Consider the following 13585-nt stretch of genomic DNA (forward strand, 5'->3'; position numbering starts at 1 on the left):
ACTGATCCACCTCCGGTGAATTGCCCGCGCATTTCACCTATCCCCCGCGCCGCTGGCGCGCCCCCCTTAACAGAAGGGGGGCTTTCCACCAGACGGGTCTCGAATCGCCGGGCATTGCCCGGCGTTTTCGTTATTGAAGCGCACGCTGACGCGCGGTGAGCCGAGTATGGCTCGGCGCTGCAGGCGACTGTGGACGTTGGATCCGCTCGCGCGCGGAAGACTATCCGGCGATGGCGCAGGGGGCTGACTAGGACCGTTGGCGCCATGGATGGCGCCATCGAGCCCCCAGGGATGGGTTTACGGCGTGTCCTGGGCAAGCCCCCTGCGCCATCGCCCCACGGTCAGCCAGGCGCCGGCTTTTGCTCCCGCATGACCGCAATGGCGTCACACGTTAAACTCCCGCCGTGAATACTCCTACCTACACCGCCCAGCAACTCGCCGATCAGTTCGGCCTGCAGGTCCATGGCGACCCGAGCACCGCCATCCATGGCGTGGCCACCCTCGCCCATGCCGGTGCCGGCCAGCTGACCTTCCTTGCCAATCCACGCTACCGCACCCAGCTGGCCGACAGCCAGGCTGGCATCGTGGTGCTGCGCGCCGAGGATGCCGATGCAGCTCCCGGCACCGCGCTGGTTGCCAAGGACCCCTACACCACCTTTGCCAAGATCGGCGCGCTGTTCGACATCGCCCCGACCCGCCCGCCCGGCATCCATCCCAGCGCGGTGATCGATCCGCAGGCGCAGGTCGCCGCCAGCGCCCACGTCGGTCCGTTCGTCACCATCGGCGCACGCAGCGTCATCGGCGAGAACTGCATCATCGGCGCCGGCAGCATCATCGGCGAAGACTGCACCCTCGACAGCGGCTGCGAACTGATCGCCCGCGTCACCCTGGTCACCCGCGTCAAGCTGGGCAAGCGCGTGCGCATCCACCCCGGCGCCGTGCTGGGCGCCGATGGCTTCGGCCTGGCCATGGACGCTGGCAAATGGATCAAGGTGCCGCAGCTTGGCGGCGTGCGCATCGGCGACGACTGCGAGATCGGCGCCAACACCTGTGTTGACCGTGGCGCGCTGGAAGACACCGTGCTGGCCGAGGACGTCCGCCTGGACAACCTGGTGCAGATCGCACACAACGTGCAGATCGGCGCCCACTCGGCCATCGCCGGCTGCACCGGCATTGCCGGCAGCGCCAAGATCGGCCGTTACTGCCTGCTCGGCGGCGCCGTTGGCGTCGTCGGTCATCTTGAAATCTGCGACAAGGTCGTGATCACCGGCAAATCGGTGGTCCGCAACTCCATCACCGAGCCGGGCGAGTACTCCTCCGGCACGCCCCTGACCGACAACCGCACGTGGCGCAAGAATGCCGCGCGCTTCAAGCAGCTCGATGCACTGGCCCGTCGCATCCTGTCTGTGAGCAAGGAGAAAGAATGAGCCACACCCAGACCCTGCCGGACATGGCGCAGATCCAGACGCTGCTTCCGCACCGCTACCCGTTCCTGCTGGTGGACAAGGTGGTGTCGATCGACTACGAGAAGCGCACGATCGTCGCGACCAAGAACGTCAGCATCAACGAGCCGTTCTTCCAGGGCCACTTCCCCGGCCAGCCGATCATGCCCGGCGTGCTGATCATCGAAGCCATGGCCCAGGCCGGCGGCGTGCTGACCCAGTTGACGCTGGGCCGCGATGCGCAGTCCAAGCTGTTCTACATGGTCAAGGTCGACAAGGCCCGCTTCACCAAGCAGGTGGTGCCGGGCGACGTGCTGGAGATGCACGTCGAGATCAAGCGCGTGATCCGCAACATGGCCGTGTACGACTGTGTGGCCAAGGTCGACGGCGAAGTCGTTGCCTGCGCCGAGGTGCTGTGCGCCGGCACCCGCGAATGACCCTGGCTGGAGGACCGAGATGAGCGACAACGCCCCCCTGATCCATCCCACCGCCGTGATCGATCCGTCGGCACGCCTGGCCGACGACGTCCGCGTGGGCGCGTTCACGATCATCGGGCCGGACGTCGAGATCGGTGCCGGCACCGACGTCGGTCCGCACTGCAGCATCCATGGCCCGACCCGGATCGGCCGCGACAACCGTTTCATCGGCCATGTCGCGGTCGGCGGCGAACCGCAGGACAAGAAGTACGGCGGTGAACGCACCGAACTGGTGATCGGCGACCGCAACGTGTTCCGCGAGTTCGTCACCCTCAACCGTGGCACCGGCGGCGGTGGCGGCATCACCACCATCGGCGATGACAACTGGATGCTGGCCTACACGCACGTAGCCCACGATTGCCACGTCGGCAACTTCTGCGTGTTCTCCAACAACACCACGCTGGCCGGCCACGTGACGGTGGGTGACTACGTGATCATCAGCGGCTTCGCCGGTGCGCATCAGTTCTGCCGCATCGGTGCGCACGCCTTCCTCGGCATGGGCGCGCTGACCAATGGCGACGTGCCCCCGTTCACGATGGTCGGCACCGACTCGCTGGGCCGCCCGCGCGGCATCAACAGCGAGGGCCTGAAGCGCCGCGGTTTCGACCCCGAGCGCATCACCGCCATCAAGCGCGCCTACCGCACGCTGTACGTGGCGGGCCTGCCGCTGGCCGAAGCCAAGGCGCAGCTGGCCGAGCAGGCGCGCGACAGCGACGACGTAAAGTCGATGCTGGACTTCATCGAACACACCGAGAGGCACCTGCTGCGATGAGCAGCGCGACCGGCCAGGCGCCGGCCGGCGCCGAGGTGATTTCGCTGGCCTCGATGGCCGGCAGCGTGCCTGCCCATCGGGTGCTGAGCGATCGTCCGTTGCGGATCGCGCTGGTCGCCGGTGAAGCTTCCGGCGACCTGCTCGGTGCGGGCCTGATTCGCGAACTGAAGGCCCGCTTCCCGCATGCCGAATTCGCCGGCATCGGCGGCGATGCCATGCGCAGCGCCGGCTGCCAGACCTGGCATGACGCCAGCGAACTGGCAGTGATGGGCCTGACCGAAGTACTGCGCCATCTGCCGCGCCTGCTCAAGCTGCGTTCGGCCTTCCGCCAGCGTGCGCTGGAGTGGCAACCCGATGTGTTCATCGGTATCGACGCTCCGGACTTCAATCTGGGTATCGAACGCTGGCTGAAACAGCGTGGCGTGCGCACCGTGCACTACGTCAGCCCCTCGGTGTGGGCATGGCGCGAGAAGCGTGCCGAGAAGATCGGCAGCAGCGCGGACCTGGTGCTGTGCCTGTTCCCGATGGAACCACCGATCTACGCCAAGCACGGCATCGATGCGCGCTTTGTCGGCCATCCGATGGCCGATGACATCCCGCTGCATGTCGACCGTGAAGCGGCCCGGATCGAACTCGGCCTGCCCGCCTCGGCCAAGGTGCTGGCCGTGCTTCCCGGCAGTCGACTGGGCGAGATCTCCAAGCTCGGAGAAGCCTTCTTCGAGGCCGCCTGGCAGGTGTCCGAGCGTATTCCCGGCCTGCACGTGGTGGTGCCGGCGGCCAATGCGGCCTGCCGACGCCTGATCGAGGAGCAGCTGTCACGCTCGGCGCTGCCGGTGGCCTATTCGCATGTACTGGACGGCCAGGCGCGCAGCGCGATGATCGCCGCCGACGTTGTGGTGCTGGCCTCAGGCACTGCGACCCTGGAAGCGATGCTGGTGAAGCGACCGATGGTGGTCGGCTACCGGGTCAACGAACTGACGTACCGATTGGTAAAGGCGCTGGGGTTGATCAAGGTCGACCGCTTCGCCCTGCCCAACATCCTTGCCGGCCAGGACCTGGCGCCAGAGCTGATGCAGCACGACTGCACGCCGGAGAAACTGGCCGCCGCCGTCCAGCAGTGGTTCGACCACCCGCAGCGGATCGCCGACCTGCAGGGAACCTACACGCGCCTGCATGAACGCCTGCGTCGCAACGCGTCGGCGCGCGCAGCCGATGCTGTCGGCGAACTGCTGATCCGTGGCCAGGAAAAAGCATGAGCCGCCGGCATGCCGCAGCGGCCAGCCTGGCCCTGTTCGATGGCGCTGCGGTGATCGATCCCGGCCATCGCATCGCCGGTGTAGACGAAGCCGGCCGGGGACCGCTGGCCGGCCCTGTCGCGGTGGCAGCAGTGGTGTTCGATCCACAGCGGCCACGACTGAACGGCCTGGATGATTCCAAGCAGCTGACCGCAGCCCGCCGCGAGCAGCTGCATGACCGCATCCTCGACCGCGCCCTGGCCTGGCACGTGGTGCTGGTGGACGTGGAAGCCATCGATCGCCTGAACATCTATCAAGCCACGCTGCAGGGCATGCGCGATGTCGTCGCGGCGGTGGCCCACGTGGCCGGCTTCGCCCGTATCGACGGCAACGTGGTGCCCAAGGGACTGGTGCTGCCGGCGCAGGCGCTGGTCGGCGGCGATGGCATCGACCGCGCGATCATGGCGGCCTCGATCCTGGCCAAGGTCTCGCGCGACCGCTACATGCTGGACCTGCACGCACGCCACCCGCAGTACGGCTTCGACCAGCACAAGGGCTACGGCACCCCGGCGCATCTGGCCGCCCTGCGTGAGCATGGCCCGTGCGCGGAGCACCGGCGCAGTTTCGCACCGGTGCGCGAGTGCCTGGAAACGCCGCCGGCTGTGGCCGCCGCCACCGCGATCGCCTGAACGGTCGCCGGGCGTGGCCCGACGCTACCACGGCAACATGAACGCCCTCGGTAGCGCCGGGCCATGCCCGGCGACATTCGCGATATCGCGCACCGTCAAGTCCTTGTCGCAACCCCCTGCCCTCGCTACCCTGACCGGGCACTCCAGCGCTTCCCGACCCCGGCGACGATTCCCGCGTCTGCACCCGGGGCCTGCGCGCTCCAACCTGGTCCGGCATGTCCAACTCCCGCTTCGTACATCTCCACGTCCACACCGAGTTCTCGCTGGCGGACTCGACCATCCGCGTGCCGGCCAAGCCGGACCAGGCTGACCCGAAGAAGGCCAAGCAGGCCAACCTGCTGTCGCGCTCGGTCGAACTCGGCCTGCCTGCGCTGGCGGTAACCGACCTCAACAACCTGTTCGCCCTGGTCAAGTTCTACAAGGCAGCCGAAGGTGTGGGCATCAAGCCCATCGCCGGCGCCGACGTGATGATCGCCGAGGAAGGGCAGGACCCGTGGCGGATGACCCTGCTGTGCCGCGACCGAGAGGGCTACCTGAGCCTGTCGCGTCTGCTGACCCGTGCCTGGATGGAAGGCCATCGCCCCGAGGGCGGCGTCGCCGTGCACCCGGACTGGCTGAAGGCCGGCAACGCCAACCTGTTCGCCCTGGCCGGCCGCGAGAGCCTGGCCGGGCGCCTGGCCCTGGATGGCAAGCACGATCTGGCCGAGCAGCAGCTGGCCGACTGGCAGCGCGTGTTCGGCGACGGCCTGCACCTGGAGCTGACCCGCACCGGCCGCGATGGCGAAGAGAGCTTCAACCAGTTCGCGCTGATGGCCGCTGGGCAGCGTGGTCTGCCGGTGATTGCCAGCAACGACGTCCGCTTCCTGTCGCCGTCCGATTTCAGCGCGCACGAAGCACGCGTGTGCATCTCCACCGGCCGCGTGCTGGATGACCCCAAGCGCCCGCGCGAGTACAGCGACCAGCAGTACCTGAAGTCGGCCGAAGAGATGTGCGCGCTGTTTGCCGACATTCCCGATGCGATCGACAACACGCTGGCTCTGGCCGAGCGCTGCAACATCGAGATGCGCCTGGGCACCTACTTCCTGCCCGACTATCCGGTGCCGGACGAGGAGACGCTGGACAGCTGGATCCGCAGCGAATCGCGCAAGGGCCTGGCCGCACGCCTGGAAAAGAATCCCATCGCGCCCGGCATGACCGCGCAGGATTACAGCGACCGCCTCGAGTTCGAGCTGGACACCATCATCAAGATGGGCTTCCCCGGCTACTTCCTGATCGTGGCCGACTTCATCCAGTGGGGCAAGGCGCAGGGCATCCCGATCGGCCCGGGCCGTGGTTCCGGTGCCGGCTCGCTGGTGGCATGGGCACTGCAGATCACCGATCTGGACCCGCTGCCGTACAACCTGCTGTTCGAGCGCTTCCTCAACCCCGAACGCGTGTCGATGCCCGACTTCGACATCGACTTCTGCATGGACCGCCGCGACGAAGTCATCGACTACGTTGCGCGCAAGTATGGCCGCGAGCGGGTCAGCCAGATCATCACCTACGGCACCATGGCAGCCAAGGCGGTGGTGCGCGATTCCGGCCGCGTGCTCGGCTTCCCCTACGGCCTGGTCGACGGCGTCGCCAAGCTGATCCCGAACATCCTCGGCATCTCGCTGAAGGATGCGATGGGTGAGGGCAAGGACAGCGAGATGGCTTCGCCCGAGCTGATCCAGCGCTACCAGAGCGAGGACGACGTCCGCGACCTGATCGACCTGGCGCGGCAGCTGGAAGACCTGACCCGCAACGCCGGCAAGCACGCCGGTGGCGTGGTGATCGCGCCCGAGCCGTTGAGCGAGTTCTGCCCGCTGTTCGCCGAACACGATGAAGATGGCCGCGGCAAGAATCCGGTCACCCAGTTCGACAAGAACGACGTTGAAGAAGTGGGCCTGGTGAAGTTCGACTTCCTCGGCCTGCGTACGCTGACGATCATCGACTGGGCAGTGAAGGCGATCAACAAGCGTCACGAGCGCGCCGGCATTCCGCCGGTGGATATCACCCAGCTGCCGCTGGACGATGCGCCCACCTACAAGGACATCTTCGCGTCGGGCAATACCGGTGCGGTGTTCCAGTTCGAATCCTCGGGCATGCGCCGCCTGCTGAAAGACGCCAAGCCCGACCGTTTCGAAGACCTGATTGCGCTGGTGTCGCTGTACCGACCCGGCCCGATGGACCTGATTCCCTCCTTCGTCGACCGCAAACACGGGCGCGAAGACGTGGAGTATCCCGATCCGCGCACTGAGCGCATCCTGCGCGACACCTACGGCATCATGGTGTACCAGGAGCAGGTGATGCAGATGGCGCAGATCGTCGGCGGCTACTCGCTGGGCGGCGCCGACCTGCTGCGCCGTGCGATGGGCAAGAAAGTGCCGGCGGAAATGGCCAAGCACCGCGAGATCTTCCGCGAAGGTGCGGCCAAGGACGGCGTCGGCGAAGCCAAGGCCGATGCGATCTTCGACCTGATGGAGAAGTTCGCCGGCTACGGTTTCAACAAATCACACGCCGCCGCCTACGCGCTGGTGAGTTACCAGACCGCCTGGCTCAAGCGCCATTACCCGGCCGAGTTCATGGCCGCGACGCTGTCTTCGGACATGGACAACACCGAAAAGGTGGTCGGATTCCTGGATGAGGTGCGCAACCTCGGCCTGACCGTGCTGCCGCCGAAGGTGAACCAGTCCGCCTTCATGTTTGAAGCGGCCACGCCGGACACGATCCAGTACGGCCTGGGCGCGATCAAGGGCGTCGGCCAGGGTGCCTGCGAAGCGGTGGTTGACGAGCGCCTGCGCGGCGGCGACTACACCGACCTGCTCGACTTCTGCACCCGCATCGGTTCGGCCAAGCTCAACCGGCGCACGCTGGAAGCAATGATCAACTGCGGTGCGCTGGATGAGCTGGGCCACAACCGTGCCTCGCTGATGCTGCAGCTGCCGGAAGTGATCAAGGCCACCGAACAGATGGCGCGCGAACGTGCGTCCGGCCAGAACTCGCTGTTCGGCGGCCCCGAGCCAGGCGTGCAGGCCATCCACCTGGAGCTGCAGGAAACCGACGAATGGCCGTTGCTGCAGCGCCTCAACGGCGAGCGCGACACGCTGGGCTTCTACCTCAGCGGCCACCCGTTCGATCCTTGGCGCGATGATGTGCGCGATCTGGTCGGCACCGACCTCGGCTCGGTGGAAAAGATCTGGAGCGCCAACAGCAACAGTGGTGGCGGCGAGAAGCGCTGGCGTCCGGAAGTGCAGACCGTGCTTGCCGGCCAGGTGGTCGGCGTGCGCCGCAAGGGCGAGAGCCAGATCTTCATCCAGCTGGAGGATGGTCGTGGCCGCGTCGAATGCAGCGCGTTCTCCGATGCCATGGCCGAGTTCGGCCACCTGATGACCAAGGACCGTATCCTGGTGGTCAAGGGCGGCCTGCGCGAAGACGAGTTCAACGGCGGCTTCGCATTGCGCATCCGCCAGTGCTGGGACTTCGACGAGGTCTGTGCGAACTACGCCACGCGCCTGTCGCTGCGCCTGGACCTGCGCCAGCAGCGACCGGTGTGGGAGCGCATCGATGCCCTGCTCGACCGCCATCGCCCCGGCCGCACGCCCCTGCGCCTGGACCTGCTGTTGAAGGGACCCGATGGCGGCATCGCCGGCATGCTCGATGTTTCCGGGCAGAGCGCGGTGCGCGTCGATTCCAAGCTGATGGAGGCGCTGCGCGCCGAACCGGCAGTGCGCACGCTGAAGGTGCGCTACAGCCCGCCATGGGCCAGCTGAGGCTGGCCCCACCCCGTTTCCGCTTTCCCGCTGCATACGTCAAGGACGATTGCCCGTAATGAAGAACCTGCTGTTGCCGATGATGGCCGCGCTCGCGCTGGCTGGCTGTTCCTCCAAGGTCGATTTCGAGATCGACAACCCGACCGATGCGCCGCTGGCGATCAGCATCGATGGCAAGGACCTGCCGGTGGCCGCGCACGCGTCGCGACCGATCAGCCTGGCTGCCGGTGAGCATCACCTGCATACCGACCGCCTGGGCGATGTGCGCTTCATCGTCTACGCCGATGGCCGCGGCGGCCTGATCAATCCCAGCCTCAGCGAATACGTGACCGCGCGCGAGATCTATGTGACCGGCGAGGACAAGCTGAAGAACTTCGGCGTCAGCGGCCTGGGCATCGAGCTGGGCGGCGTCGAGTTCAAGGGGCCGTTCGAAAAGCACCACGGCCTGTTCATCGACAAGACCTGGAACTTCGGCGTGCGCGAGCCGTTCCCCGAGGAGCAGGTGGTTGCGCACGTGGACTCGACCGGCGGCCGGATCAGCACCAAGATCTTCACCGCGCCCGAGTTCACCACCTACATCGAGGCCAGCATGGGCGAACCCGGTGCCTACAAGCGCGAGCGGCCCGCCGGCTACGTGGCCCCGGCCTACACGCTGGAACCGGCGCCGGCGCTGCCCGCGCTGGACCCGGCCTTCGAGGCCCATGCCGGTCCGGTGCGCGACATCTATGCCCGCTGGCTGAAGGCCACCACGGCCAGCGAGCAGAAGGCCCTGCGCAAGGAAGACTTCCAGGCGCAGATGGCCTTCACCCAGGCCACCATGACGCTGGGCGCGAAGCTGCCTGTGGCGGCCAACCAGGCCTACAACGACTTCGTGACGATCCGCAGTACCGAAATGGCCCGCAGCGCGCTGGTCCTGCCCTGAACCGGCGGCCGGCGGACCGACTGGCGCCGCCGGCCCCCACTGCGCTACCGTCGGCTTCCAGACGAAGGCGTACGGGCCGTTCCTGCGCATTCGGCTAGAATTCCCCTCTTCTTTACACGACGGCTTCCGATGAATCCGAACTACCTCGACTTCGAGCAACCCATCGCCGACCTGGAAGCCAAGATCCAGGAACTGCGCAACGCCAGTGCCGGGCCGGCGGTCAATGTCGAGGCCGAAGTGCATGCGCTGCAGGACAAGCTGCGCGTGCGCACCGCACAGATCTTCCGCAACCTGACCTCGTGGCAGGTGCTGCAGCTGGCCCGCCATCCGTCGCGCCCGTACACCGCCGACTACATCCGCATCATCTGCGATGAGTTCCAGGAACTGGCCGGCGACCGTGCCTTCGCCGACGACAAGGCGATCATGGGCGGCCTGGCTCGCATCAATGGTCGCTCGGTGATGGTCATCGGCCATCAGAAGGGCCGCGACACCAAGGAAAAGATCAAGCGCAACTTCGGCATGCCCAAGCCGGAGGGCTACCGCAAGGCCCTGCGCCTGATGAAGATGGCCGAGCGTTTCGGCCTGCCGGTGCTGACCCTGATCGATACCGCCGGCGCCTGGCCGGGCATCGATGCCGAGTCGCGCGGCCAGTCCGAAGCGATCGCGCGCAACCTGATCGAAATGGCCGAACTGAAGGTGCCGATCATCTGCACCGTGATCGGTGAAGGCGGCTCCGGTGGCGCGCTGGCGCTGGGCGTGGGCGACCGTACCGTGATGCTGGAATACGCGGTGTACTCGACCATCACCCCGGAAGGCTGTGCTTCGATCCTGTGGAAGGATGCCGGCAAGGCCAAGGATGCTGCCGAGCAGCTGGGCCTGACCGCGCCGCGCCTGAAGGGCCTGGGCCTGGTCGACAAGGTCGTGCGCGAGCCGACCGGCGGCGCCCACCGCAACCCGACGCAGATGGCCAAGCGGCTGAAGGCCGTGCTGCTGAACGAGCTGGACGCGCTGGACGCGCTGTCCACCGAAGAGCTGCTGGACCAGCGCTACAAGCGCCTGCGCAGCTACGGTACTTACGAAGCGGCGTAAGCCTCTGCTCGAGGCGTTACTTTTCTTTTCGCGAAAAGAAAAGTAACCAAAAGAAACGCTCCGCCAGCCGCGAGCCGGTGTGCTCTGCACACCGGTTCCCTGCGCTCCTCAGTCCGCCAAGGGACGGCGCGGGACTCGCTACGCTCAAACATCCGCGCCTCTACGCCCTTGCCGGACCTCCGGTGCTCGGCTCGCTTGAAGGCGGATTGGGAAAGCAGAGCGAAAAGCATCCACGCATGGCGTGGATCTACTGGGTGCAGGTGTGGCGTTTGACGTTGGGTCCGCCTTTTAGCGAGCCGAGCATCGCAGGGGAATCAGGGGCGTAGAGGCGCCGATGTCTGAGCGCAGCGAGTTCGGCGCCGTCCCCTGATTGACCGAGAAGCACAGGGCACCGGTGCGTAGCACCGGCTCGCGACCTGGCGGCGTGTTCTTTGGTTACTTTCTTGCACGAGCAAGAAAGTGACATGTTCGAGAGCTCCAGATCTCAGAACGGCTTGGCCAGCACCAGCCAGACGATCGGGATGAACGCCAGCAGCGGGATCTCGTTGATCCAGCGCAGCGCGCGCGACGACGGCAGCGCCCTGCCCCTGGCCACGCCCTTGAGCAGGCGTCCGATCCAGATGAAGTACGCCAGCAGCACCACCACCAGGCCCAGCTTGGCGTGCAGCCATCCCGCGCCCCCCGGGGCGACCATGGTCGGGAAATCCGGAATCACCTTGTAGCCCAGCCACAGCACCAGGCCTAGCACGAACGCCAGGCCGAACATCGAATGGCCGAAGCGGTACAAGCGCATGCCCATCAGCTGCAGGCGCTCGACCACCGCCGGCTGCCCCGCCGTCTCGGACAGGTTCACCAGGATGCGCGGCAGGTAGAACACCGTGGCCATCCATGCCACCACGAACACGATGTGGAAGGTCTTGACCCAGTAATAGCTCTGCATGCGCTCGCTCCGGCGGCTGGCGTGGATGTCCGCCATTCTCGCATGCGCTGACGAGGCCGCCTCACGTGCAACCGCCGCGACACATCGACGCATAGTGTGGTGCAACACCGTACGATAGGCGCCGATTTCACGACTGCACCCGAACGCCATGGACAAGACCTACGACGCCGCCTACTTCCAGCGCTGGTACCGGCACGCCGACATCGGCGGCAGCGCGCGCCTGGCGCGCAAGGTCGCCCTCGCCGTGGCGACGGCCGAGTACTACCTGGAACGACCGATCCGCAGCGTGCTGGATATCGGCTGCGGCGAAGGTGCGTGGCGCGCGCCGCTGCTGAAACTGCGTCCGAAGGTCGAATACCTCGGTTTCGACAGCAGCGAGTACGCTGTGCGCCGCTACGGCCGGACCCGCAACCTGCACCTGGCCAGCTTCGGCGATTTCGCCTGGCTGCGGCCCTGCGCCCCGGTCGACCTGCTGGTCTGTTCGGACGTGATGCACTACGTGCCCAACCGCGAACTTCGCGCAGGCCTGGCCGGTGTCGCCGAGCTGACCGCAGGCGTGGCCTTCCTGGAGACCTTCGCCGCCGAAGATGAATTCGAGGGCGACCATGACGGCTTCCAGTCGCGTCCGGCCCGCTGGTACCGGCGCGAGCTGGCTCGGCAGGGCCTGCAGGCAGTGGGGTCCCACCTCTGGCTGGGGCCAGCGCTGGCCACCGAAGCGACTGCGCTGGAACAGGCGGCCCGCTGAATACGGGCAGTGCGTCTGCTTAACGTCCGGGACAGTCGGATGCGCTATGCTGCGCGGCAACATAAGACCATACATATTCGGTCGGCATGCTCTATCAACTGCACGAACTGACCCGCAACCTGCTCGCCCCTTGGGTGCACCAGGCCCAGGCCAACGCCAAGTTCTTCGCCAACCAGGGACACTGGTGGTCGCAGATGCCCGGCGCTGATCGCTTGGCCGCGGTCAATGAGCTGTTCCATCGCATCGGCAAGGATTACGAGAAGCCCGAATGGGGCATCAACGAAATCGAGGTCGAGGGCGAGCGCGTGCCGATCGTGGTGCACGAGGAACTCAGCAAGCCGTTCTGCAAGCTGCTGCGCTTCAAGCGCCACAGCAATGAAGCCGACCAGCTGCACACCATGCTCAACCAGCCGTTCGTGCTGGTGGTGGCGCCGTTGTCGGGCCATCACGCCACGCTGCTGCGCGACACCGTGCGCACGCTGCTGCGCGACCATCGCGTCTATGTGACCGACTGGGTCGACGCTCGCATGGTGCCCGGCAGCGAGGGCGAGTTCGGGCTGGACGACTACATCGCCTACATCCAGGAGTTCATCCGCCATCTTGGCGTCGAGCGCCTGCACGTGGTGAGTGTCTGCCAGCCCACCGTACCGGTGCTGGCTGCGGTTTCATTGATGGCCAGCCGCGGCGAACCGACACCGCGCACGCTGGTGATGATGGGTGGCCCGATCGATGCGCGCTGCAGCCCGACCGCGGTCAACAACCTGGCCACGCAGAACCCGTTGTCGTGGTTCGAGAACAACGTCATCCACACCGTACCGGCCAGCTATCCCGGTGCCGGCCGCCGCGTGTATCCCGGTTTCCTGCAGCACGCCGGCTTCCTGTCGATGAATCCCAGCCGCCACTTCAGCTCGCACTGGGATTTCTACACCGACCTGGTGAAGGGCGACCTGGAAGATGCCGACGCGCACCGTCGCTTCTACGACGAGTACAACGCGGTGCTGGACATGCCGGCCAAGTACTACCTGGACACCATCTCCGTGGTGTTCCAGGACTTCCTGCTGCCGCGTGGCGAGTGGGTGGTCAATGGCGAAAAGGTCGACCCGTCGGCAATCCGTGATACCGCGCTGTTGAGCATCGAAGGCGAACTGGATGACATTGCCGGCCTCGGCCAGACCGAAGCGGCGCAGGCACTGTGCAGCGGTATTCCGGCCGAGCGCCGTGAACACTTCATCGTGGATGGTGCAGGCCATTACGGCATCTTCAGCGGCCGCCGCTGGCGCGAAGTGGTCTACCCGAAGGTGCGTGACTTCTTCGCCGCGCATGCCGAAGCCCCGGCAGCGAAGGCCACGAAGAAGAAGAGCAACGTCACCCCGCTGCGCCGCAAGGCCGGGTAGCACCATCGCATTCGCGCTGTCGCTCCCACGATGCGCTGCGCGCATCGTGGGCCCCCGCCGCACCATTCATCCAATCCCCCGCCGCTT

Annotated in this window: 11 protein-coding genes; 10 read left to right on the plus strand and 1 reads right to left on the minus strand. The window is 66.4% G+C overall.

Going from position 1 to position 13585, the window contains the following annotated elements:
- Positions 1 to 404 precede the first annotated feature (404 nt).
- From lpxD to AB4Y98_RS03280, 8 genes are all read left to right on the plus strand, one after another.
- Positions 405 to 1427: a UDP-3-O-(3-hydroxymyristoyl)glucosamine N-acyltransferase gene (gene lpxD, locus AB4Y98_RS03245; protein WP_223494642.1), complete on the plus strand. Its 1023-nt coding sequence runs from the start codon at positions 405 to 407 to the stop codon at positions 1425 to 1427.
- Positions 1424 to 1879, plus strand: coding sequence for a 3-hydroxyacyl-ACP dehydratase FabZ (gene fabZ / locus AB4Y98_RS03250; RefSeq protein ID WP_025877675.1), 456 nt, complete (start codon positions 1424 to 1426; stop codon positions 1877 to 1879). The genes lpxD and fabZ overlap by 4 nt, the downstream gene beginning before the upstream one ends.
- 19 nt (positions 1880 to 1898) lie before the next feature.
- Complete coding sequence (gene lpxA / locus AB4Y98_RS03255; RefSeq protein WP_312785768.1) at positions 1899 to 2690, plus strand: acyl-ACP--UDP-N-acetylglucosamine O-acyltransferase; 792 nt, start codon at positions 1899 to 1901, stop codon at positions 2688 to 2690.
- Positions 2691 to 2743: 53 nt separating this feature from the next.
- Positions 2744 to 3946 carry a lipid-A-disaccharide synthase gene (gene lpxB / locus AB4Y98_RS03260; protein ID WP_312108547.1) on the plus strand — a complete coding sequence of 401 codons (1203 nt, stop codon included), beginning with the start codon at positions 2744 to 2746 and terminating at the stop codon, positions 3944 to 3946.
- Positions 3943 to 4614 carry a ribonuclease HII gene (locus AB4Y98_RS03265; protein ID WP_312785767.1) on the plus strand — a complete coding sequence of 224 codons (672 nt, stop codon included), beginning with the start codon at positions 3943 to 3945 and terminating at the stop codon, positions 4612 to 4614. The genes lpxB and AB4Y98_RS03265 overlap by 4 nt, the downstream gene beginning before the upstream one ends.
- 215 nt (positions 4615 to 4829) lie before the next feature.
- Positions 4830 to 8408: a DNA polymerase III subunit alpha gene (dnaE, locus tag AB4Y98_RS03270; RefSeq protein ID WP_223494640.1), complete on the plus strand. Its 3579-nt coding sequence runs from the start codon at positions 4830 to 4832 to the stop codon at positions 8406 to 8408.
- Between the two features lie 58 nt (positions 8409 to 8466).
- On the plus strand, positions 8467 to 9330 hold the full coding sequence (locus AB4Y98_RS03275) for a hypothetical protein (protein WP_442243756.1): 864 nt from the start codon (positions 8467 to 8469) through the stop codon (positions 9328 to 9330).
- A 129-nt stretch (positions 9331 to 9459) separates the two neighbouring features.
- Positions 9460 to 10419, plus strand: coding sequence for an acetyl-CoA carboxylase carboxyltransferase subunit alpha (locus AB4Y98_RS03280; protein ID WP_025877686.1), 960 nt, complete (start codon positions 9460 to 9462; stop codon positions 10417 to 10419).
- Between the two features lie 484 nt (positions 10420 to 10903).
- Here the strand turns inward: AB4Y98_RS03280 and AB4Y98_RS03285 are convergent, their stop codons facing one another.
- Positions 10904 to 11359: a CopD family protein gene (locus AB4Y98_RS03285; RefSeq protein WP_099844244.1), complete on the minus strand. Its 456-nt coding sequence runs from the start codon at positions 11357 to 11359 to the stop codon at positions 10904 to 10906.
- Positions 11360 to 11507: 148 nt separating this feature from the next.
- On the opposite strand from AB4Y98_RS03285, the gene AB4Y98_RS03290 reads away from it, so the two are divergent.
- On the plus strand, positions 11508 to 12104 hold the full coding sequence (locus AB4Y98_RS03290; protein WP_313249177.1) for a class I SAM-dependent DNA methyltransferase: 597 nt from the start codon (positions 11508 to 11510) through the stop codon (positions 12102 to 12104).
- Positions 12105 to 12190: 86 nt separating this feature from the next.
- Positions 12191 to 13498 carry a polyhydroxyalkanoate depolymerase gene (locus AB4Y98_RS03295; RefSeq protein WP_025877691.1) on the plus strand — a complete coding sequence of 436 codons (1308 nt, stop codon included), beginning with the start codon at positions 12191 to 12193 and terminating at the stop codon, positions 13496 to 13498.
- Positions 13499 to 13585: the final 87 nt, after the last annotated feature.

The organism is Stenotrophomonas sp. 2YAF26 (genome assembly GCF_052114625.1).
Taxonomy (GTDB): Bacteria; Pseudomonadota; Gammaproteobacteria; order Xanthomonadales; family Xanthomonadaceae; genus Stenotrophomonas; species Stenotrophomonas indicatrix.

Excerpts from the sequence above, each read along its gene's own strand:
- lpxB (WP_312108547.1), top strand. The coding sequence starts at position 2,744 with ATGGCCGGCAGCGTGCCTGCCCATCGGGTGCTGAGCGATCGTCCGTTG.
- fabZ (WP_025877675.1), top strand. The coding sequence starts at position 1,424 with ATGAGCCACACCCAGACCCTGCCGGACATGGCGCAGATCCAGACGCTG.
- lpxA (WP_312785768.1), top strand. The coding sequence starts at position 1,899 with ATGAGCGACAACGCCCCCCTGATCCATCCCACCGCCGTGATCGATCCG.
- AB4Y98_RS03290 (WP_313249177.1), top strand. The coding sequence starts at position 11,508 with ATGGACAAGACCTACGACGCCGCCTACTTCCAGCGCTGGTACCGGCAC.
- dnaE (WP_223494640.1), top strand. The coding sequence starts at position 4,830 with ATGTCCAACTCCCGCTTCGTACATCTCCACGTCCACACCGAGTTCTCG.
- AB4Y98_RS03275 (WP_442243756.1), top strand. The coding sequence starts at position 8,467 with ATGAAGAACCTGCTGTTGCCGATGATGGCCGCGCTCGCGCTGGCTGGC.
- AB4Y98_RS03285 (WP_099844244.1), bottom strand. The coding sequence starts at position 11,359 with ATGCAGAGCTATTACTGGGTCAAGACCTTCCACATCGTGTTCGTGGTG.
- AB4Y98_RS03265 (WP_312785767.1), top strand. The coding sequence starts at position 3,943 with ATGAGCCGCCGGCATGCCGCAGCGGCCAGCCTGGCCCTGTTCGATGGC.
- AB4Y98_RS03295 (WP_025877691.1), top strand. The coding sequence starts at position 12,191 with ATGCTCTATCAACTGCACGAACTGACCCGCAACCTGCTCGCCCCTTGG.
- AB4Y98_RS03280 (WP_025877686.1), top strand. The coding sequence starts at position 9,460 with ATGAATCCGAACTACCTCGACTTCGAGCAACCCATCGCCGACCTGGAA.